This window comes from Citrobacter sp. 50677481 (assembly GCF_001463265.1).
GTDB lineage: Bacteria > Pseudomonadota > Gammaproteobacteria > Enterobacterales > Enterobacteriaceae > Citrobacter_A > Citrobacter_A sedlakii.
On sequence record NZ_LNHZ01000043.1, the window covers coordinates 1 to 18,760 of the forward strand.

Annotated in this window: 16 protein-coding genes and 1 pseudogene; 8 read left to right on the plus strand and 9 right to left on the minus strand. The window is 54.3% G+C overall.

Annotated features, from left to right (window positions below; translation table 11 throughout):
* The first annotated feature begins 142 nt into the window (after positions 1-142).
* Together APU02_RS10405 and APU02_RS26935 are read left to right on the plus strand one after the other, a co-directional pair.
* Entirely contained in the window at positions 143-703 is a 561-nt protein-coding gene (locus APU02_RS10405; protein ID WP_016236592.1) for a recombinase family protein, read from the plus strand.
* A 107-nt stretch (positions 704-810) separates the two neighbouring features.
* Positions 811-912, plus strand: a pseudogene (locus tag APU02_RS26935) (hypothetical protein); the annotation flags it as partial.
* Between the two features lie 3 nt (positions 913-915).
* Here the strand turns inward: APU02_RS26935 and panD are convergent.
* From panD to thpR, 9 genes are all read right to left on the minus strand, one after another.
* A complete protein-coding gene (gene panD / locus APU02_RS10410; RefSeq protein WP_042289947.1) occupies positions 916-1,296 on the minus strand; it encodes an aspartate 1-decarboxylase in 381 nt (126 codons plus the stop codon).
* Between the two features lie 151 nt (positions 1,297-1,447).
* Positions 1,448-2,302, minus strand: coding sequence for a pantoate--beta-alanine ligase (gene panC / locus APU02_RS10415; RefSeq protein ID WP_042289945.1), 855 nt, complete (start codon positions 2,300-2,302; stop codon positions 1,448-1,450).
* Positions 2,303-2,313: 11 nt separating this feature from the next.
* On the minus strand, positions 2,314-3,105 hold the full coding sequence (gene panB / locus APU02_RS10420) for a 3-methyl-2-oxobutanoate hydroxymethyltransferase (protein WP_060570017.1): 792 nt from the start codon (positions 3,103-3,105) through the stop codon (positions 2,314-2,316).
* A gap of 118 nt (positions 3,106-3,223) precedes the next feature.
* Positions 3,224-3,703 (minus strand): 2-amino-4-hydroxy-6-hydroxymethyldihydropteridine diphosphokinase, encoded by a 480-nt coding sequence (gene folK, locus APU02_RS10425; protein WP_060570018.1) that lies wholly within the window; start codon positions 3,701-3,703, stop codon positions 3,224-3,226.
* 22 nt (positions 3,704-3,725) lie between these two features.
* Complete coding sequence (pcnB, locus tag APU02_RS10430) at positions 3,726-5,123, minus strand: polynucleotide adenylyltransferase PcnB (RefSeq protein WP_204375587.1); 1,398 nt, start codon at positions 5,121-5,123, stop codon at positions 3,726-3,728.
* A 105-nt stretch (positions 5,124-5,228) separates the two neighbouring features.
* Positions 5,229-6,125, minus strand: a complete 897-nt coding sequence (gluQRS, locus tag APU02_RS10435) for a tRNA glutamyl-Q(34) synthetase GluQRS (RefSeq protein WP_042289934.1) — start codon at positions 6,123-6,125, stop codon at positions 5,229-5,231.
* 65 nt (positions 6,126-6,190) lie between these two features.
* Positions 6,191-6,646: an RNA polymerase-binding protein DksA gene (gene dksA / locus APU02_RS10440; RefSeq protein WP_003829221.1), complete on the minus strand. Its 456-nt coding sequence runs from the start codon at positions 6,644-6,646 to the stop codon at positions 6,191-6,193.
* A gap of 177 nt (positions 6,647-6,823) precedes the next feature.
* A complete protein-coding gene (gene sfsA, locus APU02_RS10445; RefSeq protein ID WP_042289932.1) occupies positions 6,824-7,528 on the minus strand; it encodes a DNA/RNA nuclease SfsA in 705 nt (234 codons plus the stop codon).
* A gap of 16 nt (positions 7,529-7,544) precedes the next feature.
* Complete coding sequence (thpR, locus tag APU02_RS10450) at positions 7,545-8,075, minus strand: RNA 2',3'-cyclic phosphodiesterase (RefSeq protein WP_060570020.1); 531 nt, start codon at positions 8,073-8,075, stop codon at positions 7,545-7,547.
* 73 nt (positions 8,076-8,148) lie between these two features.
* Between thpR and hrpB the strand changes: the two genes are divergently transcribed.
* The 6 genes from hrpB to APU02_RS10480 all read left to right on the plus strand — a co-directional run bounded on the left by hrpB (position 8,149) and on the right by APU02_RS10480 (position 18,552).
* Positions 8,149-10,578, plus strand: a complete 2,430-nt coding sequence (gene hrpB / locus APU02_RS10455; protein WP_060570021.1) for an ATP-dependent helicase HrpB — start codon at positions 8,149-8,151, stop codon at positions 10,576-10,578.
* A gap of 143 nt (positions 10,579-10,721) precedes the next feature.
* Complete coding sequence (gene mrcB, locus APU02_RS10460) at positions 10,722-13,256, plus strand: bifunctional glycosyl transferase/transpeptidase (protein WP_060570022.1); 2,535 nt, start codon at positions 10,722-10,724, stop codon at positions 13,254-13,256.
* 431 nt (positions 13,257-13,687) lie between these two features.
* Positions 13,688-14,230: a fimbrial protein gene (locus APU02_RS10465; protein ID WP_060570023.1), complete on the plus strand. Its 543-nt coding sequence runs from the start codon at positions 13,688-13,690 to the stop codon at positions 14,228-14,230.
* Between the two features lie 55 nt (positions 14,231-14,285).
* A complete protein-coding gene (locus APU02_RS10470) occupies positions 14,286-14,999 on the plus strand; it encodes a molecular chaperone (RefSeq protein ID WP_181821947.1) in 714 nt (237 codons plus the stop codon).
* Between the two features lie 36 nt (positions 15,000-15,035).
* The gene (locus tag APU02_RS10475; protein ID WP_060570024.1) at positions 15,036-17,528 is read left to right on the plus strand and encodes a fimbria/pilus outer membrane usher protein; all 2,493 of its coding nucleotides are present in this window, start codon (positions 15,036-15,038) and stop codon (positions 17,526-17,528) included.
* A gap of 4 nt (positions 17,529-17,532) precedes the next feature.
* Positions 17,533-18,552: a fimbrial protein gene (locus tag APU02_RS10480; protein WP_072197106.1), complete on the plus strand. Its 1,020-nt coding sequence runs from the start codon at positions 17,533-17,535 to the stop codon at positions 18,550-18,552.
* The last annotated feature ends 208 nt before the right edge of the window (positions 18,553-18,760 follow it).

Here is an 18,760-nt window from a genome sequence, read left to right on the forward strand (position 1 = left end):
TCCGACATCTCGTTTTGCCGTTTCTCCTAATTGAACCTTTTGTGGATTGAGATTTTTAATGTCGGCGAAGCTCTTCGTCAAAAGTGAAACTCTGATAACCTGGTTCTACTGACGAACAGAAGGATGAGCAGGAGATCGCTTTATGATTATTGGGTATGCACGAGTATCAAGTAACCATCAGGACACCGAGCTTCAGATGCAGGCGCTCAGAGCTGCTGGCTGTAAGTTAATTTTTGAGGAAAAGGCTTCTGGCCGTAAGACAAATCGACCAATCTTGAAGAAAGTGGTTGAGATGCTTGAACCCGGTGACGAACTGGTCATCTGGAAGTTGGATCGTATCGGTCGCAATGTACTGCACGCATTATTGACCTTTCAGAGCCTTGCAGAACGCAATGTTAATATCCGTTCTATTACGGATGGCGTTGACCTGAGCACCGCTAGTGGGCGCTATAACTTCCGTAATATTCTCTCTGCGGCACAATATGAGTCTGATCTGAATAGTGAACGCACTCTGGCAGGGTTAGCGGTTGCCCGCGCTAAGGGGAGGATTGGCGGACGTAAGCCTAAGTTTACTGATGAGCACTGGGATGCGTTTGAACGGGAAATTAAGTCCGGCTGCTCACATCGTGATATAGCTCTCAAATATGGGGTCGGCCTGTCGACTCTCTACAAACGTTATCCGGCTCAGCAAGAGCATCAGTAAACACTCTTTGCGTTCATTTTTGCACTGTGCAGAATGTGTCTTTTGGGCACCCTCTGACAGTGCAAAATTTATCGCGTTTTGGTGCAAAAAAAATCGCCGCGCTACATAAGCCGGGAGATAATCCGTTTTTGCTGAAGCGCCTGTACATCCTGAGAACGGACTCGCTGGAGACGATGTCGCGGCTGATCAGCAATCAGCCGCAGGGGTAGATATCAGGCAACCTGAACCGGAATGGCTTTTGCGGTGCGTTTCATTTCATTGTCGCCTTCAAAGTAGGCGACATTTGGCCGCCAGCGGCGCGCTTCTTCGTCGGACATGGTGACGAAGCTGGCGATGATCACAATATCCCCCACGCTGGCGCAATGCGCCGCCGCGCCATTGACGGAGATAATGCGCGAACCGCGCTCGGCGGCAATTGCATAGGTGGAAAAGCGTTTGCCATTCGATACATTCCAGATATCGATAGCTTCATTTTCAAGGATCCCGGCGGCGTCGAGGAAATCCTGATCGATGGCGCAGGAACCTTCATAGTGCAGGTCCGCCTGAGTCACTTTCACGCGGTGGAGTTTGCCCTGCAGCATAGTGCGAATCATAACGTCTACCTTAAAATATTCGTCATCATTCAGGCTGTCCCTGTTCAGGACGCCTGAGAAGTTTGATGAGTATGTACTGTCGTTAACCCGGCAGGGCGCGCCCTGCCTTGAGAATTTTCTCAGGCAGTATTGCCCGATTTTTAACCCCTGTCTACTGGGTTAATGTTACCGTCTGGTTGTCAATCAGGCGCGCCTGTCCCAGCCACGCGGCCACCAGAATGACCGCCCGCTGGCTGGTTTCCGTCAGCGCAAGCAGGGTGTCGGCGTCGCGGATCTGAATATCATCGGCGCGGAAACCTTTCTCATTCAGGGCTTTTTCCGCAAGGGCGATCATTTCATCCAGTTCGCGCTCGCCGGCCTGCAGTTTTTCACCAATCTCACACATGACCTTGTATAAACCCGGGGCGATTTTGCGCTGCTCCGCGGTCAAATAACCATTGCGTGAACTGAGGGCTAAACCGTCTTTGGCGCGAATAATCGGTACGCCGACGATTTCAATGTCGTAGCCCATATCGGCCACCATTTTGCGGATCAGCGCCAGTTGCTGAAAATCTTTTTCACCGAAACAGGCGATATCCGGCTGAACGAGGTTAAACAGCTTGCTGACGATGGTGGAAACGCCGCGGAAATGGCCCGGGCGGCTGGCGCCCTCCAGCATGGTGGAAAGACCTGGAACATCAACATACGTCTGGCCTTCGGTGCCCTGCGGGTAGATTTGATCGGCTGCTGGCGCGAAAACAAAATCGACTTTACGTTTGTTCAGCTTCTCACAGTCCTCCTGCAGCGTGCGCGGATAACGCACCAGATCGTCCGGGCGGTCGAACTGCATCGGATTAACGAAGATGCTGACCACCACGATATCGGCGCGGGCTTTCGCTTCATCAACCAGCTTCATATGACCGTCGTGCAGGTTGCCCATGGTTGGAACCAGCGCAATGCGTTTTCCTTCCTGGCGGGCTCTGCGGATATGCTGGCGCAGCAGCGGCAGGGTTTCAATTATCAACACAACAAAACTCCTTAATGGAAACTGTGTTCTTCGCCCGGATAGACGCCGGACTCCACCTCGGCAATATACTGCCGCACCGCGGCGCGCATGTCGCCTGCTTCGGTAAGGAAATTTTTGGCAAATTTCGGAATATGACCGCCGGTGATGCCGAAAGCGTCATGCATCACCAGAATCTGACCGTCAGTCACGTTGCCCGCGCCAATGCCGATCACCGGAATGGTGAGCGCGTCGGTGATGCGTTTTGCCAGTTCAACCGGCACGCATTCGAGCACCAACAACTGTGCGCCCGCGGCTTCCAGCGCCAGCGCGTCATCAAGCAGCGCTTGCCCGGCGTCACCGCGCCCCTGAACCTTGTAACCGCCGAAAATATTGACCGATTGCGGCGTCAGCCCCAGGTGACCGCAGACCGGAACGGCACGCTCGGTGAGCATTTTTACGGTATCCGCCAGCCATGCGCCGCCTTCAATCTTGACCATGTTCGCCCCGGCGCGCATCACCGCCGCCGCGTTTTCAAAGGCCTGCTCCGGCGTCGCGTACGCCATAAACGGCAGGTCAGAAAGCAGCAGGCAGTTCGGTGCGCCGCGACGTACCGCGCACGTGTGATAGGCGATATCCGCAACGGTAACAGGAAGGGTGGAGTCATGGCCCTGAACGGTCATCCCCAGCGAGTCGCCCACCAGCATCACGTTGATGCCTTCGTCGGCAAATAACTTAGCGAAGCTGTAGTCGTAAGCCGTAATGGTGGCGAAGCGTTTTTTCTCCTGTTTGCACTTTTGCAACAGTGAGATAGTGGTTGGTTTCATAACATTTCCTGATGGTGAACGTCATATTTATCGGCATTCTAACAGTCACATTCAGGGGGGCAATTGTTTTAAGCAATCGATTGGCGTGAAAGCAGTAAACGCTAAAGGGGAGGGGGATTTACCCGCGTTCGGGTTTTTCTTCGCCGAGTTCGGCGAGGCGTTGTTGTAACGATTTTCCATCCGGAAACCGCAGATCGGGCGCAATCTCAAACAGCGGCCAAAGCATAAAGCCGCGGTTGTGCATATCGTAATGGGGAACAGTCAGGCGTTCGGTCTGAATGACACGATCGCCAAACAGCATAATGTCGAGATCCAACGTGCGCGGACCCCAGCGCTCGGCTTTGCGTACGCGCCCCTGCTGCAGTTCAATCCGTTGGGTATGATCGAGCAGAGTCTCCGGCGCAAGGTCAGTGTCCAGCGCGACCGCCGCGTTCAGGTAATCCGGCTGATCCTGGGGACCTAAGGGCGGCGTGCGGTAAAAAGAGGAGACGGCGACAATCCGGCTCTGCGGAATGTCGCCAATCGATTTTATGGCAGCATTAACCTGTTCCAGGGGGGAGGCCAGGTTGCTGCCAAGCGCGATATAAGCGAGGGTCACGCGGTACCCTCGCGACGCGGGGTCACGCGGTACCCTCGCGACGCGGGGCGCGTTTGCGCGGGCGACGATTGCGGCGGCGTGGCATCGGGTCTTCATCCAGTTCGTTGAGCATGCCCTTCTGCTCTGGCGGCGCAGAGACCTGGAATTCGCCCCACCATTGTGCCAGGCGTTGCAGTTCGGCGCTTTTTTCCGCTTCGGCGCGCAGCGCCAGCAGATCGTAAGCCGCGCGGAATTTCGGATGTTCCATGAGCTTCCACGCGCGTTTTCCCTGACGGCGGGACATCCGTAGCTGAAGCTGCCAGATATCACGGGTCAGCGAGGTCAGGCGTTTTGGAATCGCCAGCGAACGGCAGGCCTCATCCAGCACGTCATTCATTGCCAGAGCGAATGCGTCGTAGTAGGCCAGGCCGCTTTCCTGGGCGATTTTCTGCGCCATCTCCAGTAACGGGTACCAGAACATGGCGGCAAACAGGAACGCCGGGTTCACCCGCATGTCGTTGTGAATACGGTTATCGGTGTTCTTCAGCACCTGGGCGATGATGCGCTCCATTGGGCTGTCGCCGTTTTCGGTGAAATAGCGGGTAATGGTCGGGAACAGCGGCTGGAACAGGCTGTATTCGCGCAGCTTAAGATAGGTCTCGTAGCCGTAGCCTGCCTGGAGCAGCTTCAGCGACTCTTCAAACAGACGGGCTGGCGGTATGTCGTTCAGCAGCGTCGCCAGACGCGGGATCGGCTCAGCGGTTTCCGGGCTGATGCGCATGTCCAGCTTGGCGGCGAAACGCACCGCGCGCAGCATCCGCACCGGATCTTCACGGTAGCGGGTTTCCGGATTGCCGATCAGACGGATGACGCCGTCCTGTAAATCCTTCATACCGCCCACGTAATCACGGACAGTAAAGTCAGCGACGCTGTAATACAGGCTGTTAATGGTAAAGTCGCGGCGCTGGGCGTCCTCTTCAATGGAGCCGAAAATATTGTCACGCAGCAGCATACCGTTTTGCCCACGTTGGGAGGTCGTGCGATCGCTCTCGCTGCCTTCGTGGTGACCGCGGAAGGTGGCGACTTCAATAATTTCCGGACCAAACATCACGTGCGCCAGACGGAATCGGCGACCGACCAGGCGACAGTTGCGGAACAGTTTGCGTACCTGATCCGGCGTCGCGTTGGTGGTCACGTCGAAATCTTTGGGTTTTTTGCCCAGCAACAGGTCGCGGACTCCGCCGCCAACCAGCCAAGCTTCATATCCCGCTTTGTTGAGCCTGTACATTACCTTCAGGGCATTTTCACTGATATCTTTGCGGGAAATAGCGTGCTGCTCGCGCGGGATGACCGTCATATGTGGACGGGCGACGGCAGTGTCTGCCTCGCTCTCCTCGCGGCTTAGCACCTTGCGGCAAAAATTAGCGACTCGGGTAAAAATAGTGCACCTCGGTAGTGTCAATCATCAATCAAATCAATTTACCCGCGGGCTTTCGAATTGTGAAAATGCGAAAGACAACGAGCAAAAATAGCGGCTAATCATAGCTCAGCACGACGCGTTTGAGAATGGCGGATTTACAGATGCCGATTCCGGCACGTCTGCCAGGCGCCAGTTCTCTGTGGCGAACTGAAGAATCGCCTCCACTGGCATGGCCTGCCAGTCTGGCGCAATACGCTGTCCGAGGAAGCGCAGCGCGTCAATGAGGACGGGACGCGGGTCGCCCTGCGGCAAAGCAGGCGCATGATTTTGTTTAGACAGTTTTGCGCCCTGCGCATTCAGCGCCAGCGGCAAATGAATATAGTCGGGCACTGTCCAGCCGAACAACTGGTAGAGCGAAATTTGTCGAACCGTTGGTTCGATGAGATCGGCGCCGCGCACGATTTCCGTGACGCCCTGGAAATGGTCGTCCACCACCACCGCCAGGTTATAGGCAAACAACCCATCCCGGCGATGAATAATAAAATCTTCCTGCGCCAGCCGTTCGTCGGCCTGAATATCACCGCGCAGGCGATCGTGAAAGCGGGTGACCGGATGACGTTGCCTGATGCGTACCGCTGCCTGATCCGGCCCGTTATGCTTGTCGCGGCAGTGGCCGTCATAAATACCGCCGATGCGTTGAATGCGCGCGCGGGGGCAGGTGCAGTAATAGCTCAACCCGTGATCGCGCAGCCAGGCGAGCGCCTCGCGATACGCCTCATGGCGACGGGATTGCCAGAGTATTTCGCCATCCCAGTGCAGACCGTAATGTTCCAACTGGCGCAGAATGGTGTCAGCGGCACCGGGAACTTCACGAGGAGGATCGATATCTTCGATGCGTACGCGCCAGATGCCGTTTTGGGCTCGCGCCTGTAAATAACTGCCGAGCGCGGCAATCAGGGAGCCAAAATGCAGTGCGCCGGAAGGGGAAGGGGCGAAGCGGCCAATATAGTGTGAGTCAGTCATCGTTACGGACAAATGAAAAGGCGGGGAAGTCCCCGCCTGGTGTAAACGTGATCAAACGGTGGGGATTAACCCGCCATCTGTTTTTCGCGAATTTCAGCCAGCGTTTTGCAGTCGATGCAGAGATCGGCTGTCGGACGCGCTTCCAGGCGACGAATACCGATTTCCACACCGCAGGATTCGCAGTAGCCGAAATCTTCATCTTCAACCTTCTTCAGCGTTTTCTCGATCTTTTTGATCAGTTTGCGCTCACGGTCACGGTTACGCAGCTCAAGGCTGAACTCTTCTTCCTGCGCGGCACGGTCTACCGGGTCAGGGAAGTTGGCAGCTTCGTCCTGCATATGAGTAACGGTGCGATCGACTTCATCCCTAAGTTGATTACGCCATGCTTCAAGAATACGCCTGAAGTGCGACAGCTGGGCTTCGTTCATATACTCTTCGCCCGGTTTCTCCTGGTACGGCTCCACCCCAGCGATGGCGAGAATACTCAGGGACGATGTTTTACGGTTTTGCCCTTCTTGCATGTTGCTTCTCCTTAACACGCACTATCGATCCCCATGTTCGGGGGAAAAATCAGGTCGCTATAAATAGCAGATGCTTTTCCGGATAGCAATTAACTAAACGTAACACTTGACAACCCTGTGAGGAAAAGCGTATTTGCGCACGCGACCAGAATACTAAATAACCAAAATTTTACATCACTAAAAAGTAATGGGTAATGGCTCTTTAAGAGTCATACTCCCGGCAGAAAGTTCCGCTTTATAAACCAGAATTTCTACCCCCTTACGCTGTGCCTCAATCAATAGTTGCGCGTATTTCGCGTCAATATGGCGCGCAGGTGAAAACCGTGTAATGGCGGAATGCAGAACGGCGAAAAAAATCACGGCGCGTTTGCCTTCAGCCGCTACGCTCATCAATTCCCGAAGATGTTTCTGACCTCGTTCAGTGATGGCATCGGGAAAAAAACCGAAATCCTTTTCCGCCAGCGTTACCGATTTCACTTCAATATAGCAGTCAGGCCGGAAATCTGCCTGTAACATAAAATCGATGCGGCTTCGTTCGGCGCCGTATTTTACTTCGCTTTTCAGGGTACTGTATCCTGAAAGTTCTGAAACCCTGCCTTGTTCCAGAGCCTCTTTCGTCAGCCTGTTCGCCCATAATGTGTTAACACAAATAAGCGCGCCATTTTGGGTTTCAGTTAATTCCCAGGTATGCGGATATTTGCGTTTAGTATTTTCTGACGTCGAATACCAGACGGTGTCCCCGGGCTCTGCGCAACCGGTCATTGCGCCAGTATTTGGGCAGTGTAACGTGAGTTCGGTTCCGTCGGGTGTGATCACATCGGCTAAAAAACGTTTATAACGCTTAACCAGCGTGGCGCGCTGGAGGGGGGGAGAAAACTGCATCACGCGTGTCCTTAAATTATTCGCTGAGCGTCCAGCGCTGCAACGGCGTGTATCGGGTTCGTCCCCGGGTGAACGAGGAGGCGTAAAGCGTAAATTCAGTTACCGGAAACGACCAACAAAAACCGGGCGCGGGAATGGCGACCGCATGGCTGGCGTCGCGCAGCAAAGTTACGTGCGGATGAAACGGCTGCGGGCTTTGGTAGCAGCCGCTGCGCGCGGCCTGGGCGCGCAGCATATTGGCCAGTTGCAGTAAACCCCGCGGCGACTGGCGCGTGCCGAGCCAGACCACCCGGGAGCGCAGCCATTGCCCCGCATCGTCCAGCGTCAGCGTGAAAGCTGGCTGGCGAATGCGTCCGGCCAGCGTAGCTAACGCCTGTTGTTTGTCGGCGCTAACGTCGCCTAAAAACGCCAGCGTTACGTGCAGGTTGTCGGCCGCTACGGGTCGCCCCGCCTCGGGTGCAAAGTGCGCCGCGCGCCAGTGAACGATTTGCGCGCGCGCGTCGGCGGGCAGCTCAATGGCAAAGAACAGCCGTTTCGGCTCAGACATCTTCGGTACTCGGTTATGAATTAACGCGATGCTACAATGCAGCGCGAAGAATGTTAACCCTCTGGAGCCATTTGTGACGTCATTGCCTGTTGCCGCCGTACTGCCTGAACTGCTTGCCGCACTGGATTCTGCGCCGCAGGTTCTGCTGAGCGCGCCGACCGGCGCCGGTAAATCCACCTGGCTGCCGCTGCAGTTTCTTTCCCATCAACGCTTTGACGGACGGATTATCCTGCTTGAGCCGCGTCGTCTGGCGGCGCGTAACGTGGCGCAGCGGCTGGCGGAGCTGTTGAACGAAAAGCCCGGCGAAACGGTGGGATACCGGATGCGCGCGCAATCCTGCGTGGGGCCAACCACGCGGCTGGAGGTGGTCACCGAAGGGGTGCTGACGCGAATGATACAGCGCGACCCGGAGCTAAGCGGCGTCAGCCTGGTGATCCTTGATGAATTCCACGAGCGCAGTCTGCAGGCGGATCTGGCGCTGGCGCTGTTGCTTGATGTGCAGCAGGGGCTGCGCGACGACCTGACGCTGCTGATCATGTCCGCCACGCTGGATAACGATCGCCTGCGGCAGCGTCTGCCGGATGCGCCGGTGGTGGTGTCCGAAGGGCGCGCTTACCCCGTTGAGCGCCGCTATCAACCCCTGGCCGCGCAACTGCGTTTTGATGAGGCCGTTGCCGTCGCCACCGCCGAACTGCTGCGCCAGGAACCGGGATCGCTGCTGTTGTTTTTACCCGGCGTCGGCGAGATCCAGCGCGTACAGGAACATCTGAGCGCGCGTGTCGGCAGCGATGTCCTTCTCTGTCCGCTGTATGGCGCGCTGTCGCTGAATGCCCAGCGTACGGCGATCCTGCCTGCGCCGCCGGGAATGCGTAAAGTGGTGCTGGCGACCAATATCGCCGAAACCAGTCTGACCATCGAAGGCATCCGACTGGTGGTCGATTGCGCCCAGGAGCGTGTCGCCAGATTTGACGCGCGTACCGGGCTGACCCGGCTGATTACGCAGCGCGTCAGTCAGGCATCAATGACCCAGCGTGCCGGTCGCGCCGGACGTCTGGCGCCGGGGATTTGCCTGCATCTGATCGCCAAAGAACAGGCGGAACGCGCCGCTGCGCAAGGGGATCCCGAAATCCTGCATAGCGATCTCTCCGGCCTGCTGATGGAGCTGTTGCAATGGGGATGCAGCGATCCCGCACAGTTAACCTGGCTGGATCTGCCGCCCGCGATACACTTACAGGCGGCGAAACGGCTGTTACAGATGCTGGGCGCGTTGGATGGCGAACGCCTGAGCGCAAGAGGGCAAAAGATGGCGGCGTTGGGCAACGACCCGCGGCTGGCTGCTATGTTGGTGAGCGCTTCCGATCCCGACGCCGCCGCGACCGCCGCCCAGCTTGCGGCGATCCTCGAAGAGCCGCCGCGCGGGGGAAATACCGATCTTGGCGTAGCGTTTTCACGCCATCAGCCCGCCTGGCAGCAGCGCAGCCAGCAACTGTTGAAACGCCTGAATAGCCGCAGCGGCGTCGCGGACGTCTCGCGGATCGCGCCATTGCTGGCGTACGCCTTTGCCGATCGCGTGGCGCGACGGCGCGGTCTGGACGGACGTTATCAACTGGCAAACGGCATGGGCGCGGTGCTGGACGCCGATGATGCGCTGGGACGTCATGAATGGCTGATCGCCCCGCTCTTGCTGCAGGGCAGTGCGTCGCCGGACGCGCGGATCCTGCTGGCATTGCCGCTGGACATCGACGCGCTTGTCCGGCAATGTCCGGAACTGTTGCAGCAGTCGGACACAATTGAATGGGATGAGGCGCAGGGGACGCTCAAAGCGTGGCGCAGGATGCGCATCGGACAACTGACGGTGAAAGTGCAGCCGTTGGCGAAACCCTCGGAAGACGAGCTGCATCTGGCGATGCTGAACGGGATCCGCGACAGGGGGCTGGATGTGCTCAACTGGACGCCGGAAGCGGTGCAGTTGCGTCTGCGTTTGCAGTGTGCGGCGAAGTGGCTGCCGGAATATGACTGGCCTGCGGTGGACGATCAGACGCTACTGGCGAATCTTGAGCGCTGGTTGCTGCCGCATATGGCCGGTGTGCATTCGTTAAAAAATCTGAAATCGCTGAATATTCATCAGGCTTTGCTGGGACTGCTCGACTATCCTCTGCAGCAACGTCTGGTGAGTTCGCTGCCCACACATTACACTGTGCCGACAGGAAGTCGGATAGCCATTCGTTATCATGAGGATAACCCGCCCGCGTTGGCGGTCCGAATGCAGGAAATGTTTGGCGAGGCCAGTACGCCGACCATCGCCGAAGGGCGCGTGCCGTTGGTACTGGAACTCTTATCGCCCGCCCAGCGGCCCTTACAGATTACGCGAGATTTAAGCGCGTTCTGGCAGGGGGCGTACCGCGAGGTACAAAAAGAGATGAAAGGACGCTACCCCAAACATGTCTGGCCTGACGACCCGGCGAATACCGCGCCCACGCGGCGTACCAAAAAGTATTCATAGTGGGACGAATGTCCTCTGTAAGCCGGTAAGCAAAGCGTTATCTGGTAAAACAGCGAGCGATAAATTGAGAGATTTCTTCTTCTGTCGGGTGACAGAAGAACTGAAAATCGGGCCTTTGCGCCTGAACGTTGCGGAGAAAAAACATGGCCGGGAATGACCGCGAGCCGATTGGACGCAAAGGGAAACCCTCGCGTCCGGTGAAACAAAAGGTGAGCCGTCGCCAACTCAGAGATGATGAGTACGACGACGATTATGATGATGACTATGAGGATGAAAAACCGATGCCGCGTAAAGGTAAGGGCAAAGGGCGTAAGCCTCGTGGTAAACGCGGCTGGTTGTGGCTGCTGCTGAAAATAGCGATTGTTTTTCTGGTGCTGTTCGCCATTTACGGCGTTTATCTGGATCAAAAAATCCGCAGTCGTATTGATGGCAAAGTCTGGCAATTGCCCGCGGCCGTTTATGGCCGGATGGTGAATCTCGAGCCCGAAATGCCGGTCAGCAAGAACGAAATGGTGCGGCTGCTGGAAGCGACGCAGTATCGCCAGGTGACGAAGATGACGCGTCCCGGCGAGTTTACCGTGCAGGCCAACAGCATTGAAATGATCCGCCGTCCGTTTGATTTCCCGGACAGCAAAGAGGGGCAGGTGCGCGCGCGCTTGACCTTTGATGGCGGCCATCTGGATACGATCGTGAATATGGATAATAACCGCCAGTTCGGGTTTTTCCGTCTCGATCCGCGTTTGATCACCATGCTCTCTTCGCCAAACGGCGAGCAGCGTCTGTTTGTGCCGCGCAGCGGCTTCCCGGATCTGCTGGTGGATACGCTGCTGGCGACCGAAGACCGTCACTTTTACGAGCATGACGGCGTCAGTCTGTACTCTATTGGCCGCGCGGTTCTGGCGAACCTGACCGCCGGACGGACGGTGCAGGGGGCAAGTACGCTGACGCAACAGTTAGTGAAAAACCTGTTCCTGACCAGCGAGCGTTCGTACTGGCGTAAGGCCAACGAAGCTTATATGGCGCTGCTGATGGACGCCCGCTACAGCAAAGACCGCATCCTTGAGCTGTATATGAACGAGGTGTATCTCGGACAGAGCGGCGATAACGAAATCCGCGGCTTCCCGCTGGCGAGTCTGTACTACTTTGGCCGCCCGGTGGAAGAGTTAAGCCTTGATCAGCAGGCGTTGCTGGTCGGAATGGTGAAAGGGGCGTCCATTTATAACCCCTGGCGTAACCCGACGCTGGCGCTGGAGCGTCGCAACCTTGTGCTGCGCCTGCTGCAACAGCAGCAGATCATCGATCAGGAACTGTACGATATGCTGAGCGCGCGTCCGCTGGGCGTGCAGCCGCGTGGTGGGGTGATCTCGCCGCAGCCGGCATTCATGCAGATGGTGCGTCAGGAACTGCAGGCGAAGCTCGGCGATAAGGTGAAAGATCTCTCCGGCGTGAAGATTTTCACCACTTTCGATTCCGTGGCGCAGGATGCCGCCGAGAAAGCGGCGGTGGAAGGCATTCCGCTACTGAAAAAGCAGCGTAAGCTGAGCGATCTCGAAACCGCGATCGTGGTGGTGGACCGCTTCAGCGGCGAAGTGCGCGCGATGGTCGGCGGCGCCGAACCGCAGTTTGCGGGCTATAACCGTGCGATGCAGGCGCGCCGTTCGATTGGTTCTCTGGCAAAACCGGCTACTTATCTGACCGCCCTGAGCCAGCCAAAGATTTATCGCCTGAATACGTGGATTGCGGATGCGCCGATTGCGCTGCGTCAGCCAAACGGCCAGGTCTGGTCGCCGCAGAACGATGACCGTCGCTATAGCGAAAGCGGAAAAGTAATGCTGGTCGATGCCCTGACGCGTTCGATGAACGTGCCGACGGTGAATCTGGGGATGGCGCTGGGTCTGCCTGCGGTGACTGACACCTGGGCAAAACTGGGCGTACCAAAAGATCAGTTGCATCCGGTTCCGGCCATGCTGCTGGGGGCGCTTAACCTGACGCCTGTTGAAGTGGCGCAAGCGTTCCAGACAATCGCCAGCGGCGGTAACCGTGCGCCGCTCTCCGCGTTGCGTTCGGTGATTGCGGAAGATGGCACCGTGCTGTATCAAAGCTTCCCGCAGGCGGAGCGCGCCGTTCCGGCGCAAGCGGCGTACATGACGCTGTGGACGATGCAGCAGGTTGTCCAGCGCGGTACCGGTCGCCAGCTTGGCGCGAAGTATCCGGGTCTGCATCTTGCGGGCAAAACCGGGACCACCAATAACAACGTGGACACCTGGTTTGCCGGGATCGACGGTAGTCAGGTGACGATTACCTGGGTAGGCCGTGATAACAACCAGCCGACGAAGCTCTATGGCGCGAGCGGGGCGATGTCGATTTACCAGCGCTATCTGGCGAATCAGACGCCGACGCCGCTGACCTTAACGCCGCCGGAAGATATCGTTGATATGGGCGTGGACTATGACGGCAACTTTGTTTGCAGCGGCGGGATGCGTACATTGCCGGTGTGGACAACCGATCCTGACGCGCTTTGCCAACAGGGTGAAATGCTGCAACAGCAGCAACCGTCAGGTAACCCGTTCGATCAATCTTCTCAGCCGCAGCCGCAACAGCAGCAGGCGCCACAGGAAGAGAAGAAAGACAGCGACGGCGTGGCCGGTTGGATCAAAGATATGTTTGGCGGTAACTAACGCGACGCTGTGCCCGTTGATGTCATGAGAAAAAGCCAGAATAACATCTGGCTGTTTCTTTTATAAAAGCAAACGGCGTCAATGGTTAGATAATGTCAAATATAATATTAGTTATATTTATTTCATGAATTTTAATTTAACTTAATTTCATTTTAAATAAAAATCAGGTTTTTTATTTCCTAAATAATACAGGCATTTGCGTATAATCTTGTCGTTTTCCTCATTCCGTAGGGTGTTCATTCCCGCAGTTTAATATAATAATATTTTTAGGAGAGGTTTTCAGGCAAAGGATATGTGCTGTTTTCAATATTGAAACTGTAAATGTAAATATTGAAGGCGTAATGGAGTTCTCCGTAACGTCCGCCTTATCTGTTATTTTCTCCAGTATTTATTCATTTTATCAATTATTGAGCATAAGTAAGGAATGCTATATGTGCAAAAAATCAGTGTTATCACTGCTGGCAATCAGTTTAACCGCGGCGCTCTCTGCACCAGCCATGGCTGTTGATACAGGAACGATAACGTTTAGCGGCAAAATCCTTAATGATAGTTGTGTCGTTAATATCAACGGGACGGCAACTAACGGAACGGTGACATTTAATGATTTGTCCGCGACTGCTTTTGGCGCCGATAAAAAGGTGGGCGACACGCAAAAAGTCGAAATCGCCCTGACGGAATGTGATGCTTCTGTCGGCAAACTGAACGTTAAATTCGAAGGCACCCGCATCGACGGTTATTCCGATGAAGTATTAACAACTACTGGTAAAGCTAAAAACTTAGGGGTTCGCTTGTTGCCTGAGGGAAGCAGTAGTTATGTGAAATTTGATGGTTCAGAACCCGACTCATCACTGGATAAGGCCAATAGCGCGAACGTTGCTTTTAACTATACCGCTGAAGTCATTCAGGTAGGAAGCACAGCGCCAACGGTGGGTGATTACTCTGCTGAAACAACCTATACCTTGCTCTATCGTTAAGGATAGTTTTGCTGGCCCGGGGCGGGCCAGTTTTTTCAACGGACTGAAAAAGAGTATGAATAACTTTCGCTATATATACGCTTTTATTTTCTTCATGTTATCGCATTCCGCAATGGCAGGTATCGTGTTGGGCGGAACGCGCATCGTCTACCCCGCTAAGCAGGCGGAAGTCCAGATAGCGTTAAAAAATAAAGATACCGATAAACGTTATCTCGTACAAAGTTGGGTGAGCAACCTCGACGATAGCAAAGCGCCATTTGTTATTACGCCCCCCATTTATAAGATTGATGAAAACAGACAAACCCTACTGCATATTGTTTATACGGGACATGAAAACGCGCTGCCTCAGGATCGCGAGTCCATTTTTATGACAAATGTGAAGTCTGTTTCTGCGATCCCGGAAAATATGCGCGATAAAAATATGCTGCAATTTGCCATAAAGACGAAACTGAAGCTTTTTTATCGCCCTGCGGGGTTAAGCGATAGCGATGCAAGAGATGCCTGGAAATCCTTAGAGTTTAAGCGAACCGGTAATCGTATGGCTGTTAAAAATCCTTCTCCCTTTTTCATCACCTTCGGACAGCTAACCGTGGGTGGGCGTGACGCTAAACCGGTAGGAAATTCAAATATGCCAAGTGCGCTCAGCATGATGTTGGCCCCCTTTAGCGAGCAATCTTTCGAGATACCTGCGGGCGCAAAAGGGGACGTTGCGTGGTCTGCAATGAACGACTTTGGATCTGAAACGGAAGTGCAAAAGCGGCCTTTATGATTTTTTTCGGGAACCTTGTATTTAGAGAGCGTCATAATGGCTATATATCGCAAACTTCGGGCATTTACGTTAAATACATGCACATTATCGATACTGGCGTTAAATTTCCCTGTTCTTGCAGAAGATTATTTTAATCTCAGCGTGCTTGAAACGGATACGCCGCTCGAGAATACAGGCGCGCTGGAAGCCTATCTGAAAAATAATGGTTTATCGCCAGGCCAATATTTGACAACGATAGTGTGGGACCAACAGCGCCTCGACGCTCGCAATCTTAATTACACGCTTTCCAAAGATAAAAAGAAACTGCTTCCGGAGTTGACCAAAGGTGAACTCCGGGAATTGGGCGTCAAGGTAGACACGCTTTCCAGCTTTAATCACCTGGACGATGACGCGCTTGTCGATGATATCAGTCAATATATTCCTGACGCGAGTTATGACTTTAATCAGGATACACATGTGCTGCAGTTGCGCATTCCGCAAATTTACCGGGATCTTCTCCTGTCAGGGGACAGCAACCCGAGAACCTGGGATGACGGAATGCCCGCTGTGTGGACGAGCTATTATTTTTCCGGCTCTCGTCAGCATTCAAATAGCACGACCAATATCTCTAACTGGGCAAGTTTGAACTCGGGTATCAATCTTGGCGCATGGCGCTTGCGGAACAGCAGTAACTGGGGTGACGAAGAGGGATGGCAGTCGCTTAGCACTACGCTGGAACGCGATATCAAGTGGCTAAGAAGCCAGCTTGAAGTAGGGCAAACGTACACAAATGGCGAGCTGTTTGACAGCGTACAGATGACTGGCGTGAAGCTGGAAACGGACACAAGTATGCTGCCAGGCAGTTTGCAAGGATTTGCCCCCGTGGTTCGCGGCATTGCGAATAGCGACGCAAAAGTGACGGTTAAGCAAAATGGGTACACCATTTATCAGACCAATGTCTCCCCCGGACCGTTTGAAATTCACGACCTTTCGCAAGTGACGGCTGGCGCGGACCTGGAGGTGACTGTACAGGAATCGGATGGTACGGAACGCAGTTTCATCCAGGTGAGTTCGTCGGTTCCCGTTATGTTACGAGACGGCGCGGTGAAATACAGCGTTGCCGCCGGGAAGTACCGTGATGTCGATGACGGTGAAGAGCCCGGTTTTGGTCAGGCAACGCTGATCTACGGGTTACCGTATGGCATCACCGTTTACGGTGGAGGACTTGGCGCGTCGATGTACCATGCGGCTCTGCTTGGTGTCGGCGCCGATCTCCAGGGGTACGGCTCCTTCTCTCTCGATTTTACTACGGCGAAAACCGAGTTCAATCACGATCGCAATGACACGAAAGGGCAATCCTGGCGCGCCCAGTACGCCAAAGATTTTCCCGTAACCGACACCACGTTAACCCTGGCCAGCTATCGCTATTCCACATCGGGTTTTTACACGTTTCAGGAAGCGCTTGATCAGCGTAACGATGACTACGATGAAGATGATATTTACAGCTATCGCAGTACCAATAATCGCCGTAGCCGCTTGCAGTTAAATCTCTCTCAGTCGCTCAATGATTGGGGATCGATTTACGCCAACGCTTACCAGCAAGACTACTGGGATATGGACGGGCATGAACGTAGCATCAGTATGGGCTACAGCAGCAGTTGGGAGGGGATCAATTGGTCACTGAACTACAGCCTGACGAAGACGCCCTCATCGGATAACGATCAGCAAGTGTCAGTGAGCTTTACCGTTCCGCTGTCGCGCTGGATGGCTAATTCCTGGGCGACATACAATCTGAGCAGCACCCGGCACGGAGAAACCTCTCATCAGGTGGGCGTCAGTGGAACCTTATTACAAGACAATAACTTAAGTTATAACGTGCAGCAAACCTATGCTAACCATGATAAAGGTTATGGCGCCTATTTATCCTCTCGCTATCGCGCCTCCTATGGCGAGTTCAACACCAGCTATAGCTATCAAAAAGAGACGAAACAGTGGAGCTATGGCGTACAAGGCTCCGTGGTGGCCCATCCTCATGGCATCACGCTCGGACAGTCGCTGCAGGATGCGTTTGCAGTCGTTCATATAGATCATGGCGACAATGTGAAAGTGCAGAATTCTCAGGGGATCTATACCGATTTTTGGGGAAATGCGATTGTCCCTACGCTGACCAACTATCGACGAAATACCGTAACGGTAAACACGCTTGGCCACGATGACATTGATATTCAGGATGCTTCGGTTGATGTCACACCGACAAAAGGCGCAGCGGTGGCGGCGGATTTCACTGCGCGTAAAGGAAAACGCGCGCTGCTCACGCTCAACCTGGGTCAGGGGAAAGTGCCTTTCGGCGCGGTGCTGAGTCTGGAGGGGACGACAGCCCTTGTCGGTGACGACGGCGAAGCGTACGTCACGGGCTTAAACGGGACACAGCGGTTTACCGTTCAGTGGGGAAAAACGCCGGATACGCAATGTGAAGGTAGCGTCACTGTGCCGGAAACCCTGGAGGCCAGAATCTATACGGCGTCCGTCGCATGCCTACAGAGCAGGTAAAAAGATGAACAGAATACGCGAGAGGATTTTACGGGGTCTTGCCATTGCACTACTGGTGCTTACTGGCAATGGCCTGAGTTTTTACGCCACGGCAAGCTGTGTCATTACTAAAGGGGGACCTGATGCAGCGCAGGTTACCTTTACCTTGCCGCCACTGATCGTCAGTAAAGATGCCGTTGTCGGTCAAATTCTTTACACTGAGGAACTGACCAGTGCGCAAATAACGGTTGCCTGCGATGCTGACGGCAATATTCATCAAGGATATACCGGCGGACTTAGTGACGCCGATCTGGTTACAACAAGTTCCCTTGAGGGGGTTTATGCTACAGGCATTCCAGGGATTGGTTTCCGCGCTGCGTGGGCTAATTTCCCGAATGGAACGTTAGGCCCTGAAAACCTGATCACTCCCTGGCATATGGGAAGCGATATGGTAAAAAAAAGAGATGCTGCCTATCCCATTACCCTCCATGCTGCCGTTCAGCTCGTGGTTACCGGGCCTGTTTCATCGGGTGTGCTCGACACCAGTAAACTGATCGCAGACTGGAAATACGACGATAAAGTCATCGGTCAGTTACGCTTTAATTCAACCACAATCGATATTAAATCCAATACTTGCCAACTGATGGAAAACAATATCACGGTACCGTTAGCCACGATCACGGCGCACGACTTCACGAACAATGTCTCGAAGGTGGTTTCTGACGACAGTTTTAAAATTCAGCTCGAGCGGTGTGATGCGGGCATTAAGGTTGATTATCGCTTCACAACCTCAGGCTCAACGGGCGTGCAGGATGGGGATGTGCTTTCTATTGCGACAGGCGAAAATGCGGCTGAGGGCATTGGCATCCAGATTCTTGACAGCAATGATACGGTGCTTCAGTTTGATCAGGACTACACCGCAACAGGTAACACGGTTCAGGACCAGTCAGTGACCATTCCGCTTAAAGCCCGATATATCAAAACCGGTACGATAAAGGGTGGACAGGTCGATGCTGTAGCGACCTTTGAAGTTTATTATCGGTAAACCTCGGTTTTTGTTCTCTCTGAGCCCTGAGCATTTTGTTAACCTCAGGGCGCTTGTTTTAACCCTTTCTTTTCATCTGGATAATTCTTAACCCCTTAGTTTTGCCAGGGACGCGTATTGCTTGCTATCTCGCCAGCGTTTCGAATATTATTCTGCCGTCATAATAATAATTCTCGTTTACGTTATCATTCACTTTCCATCAGAGATA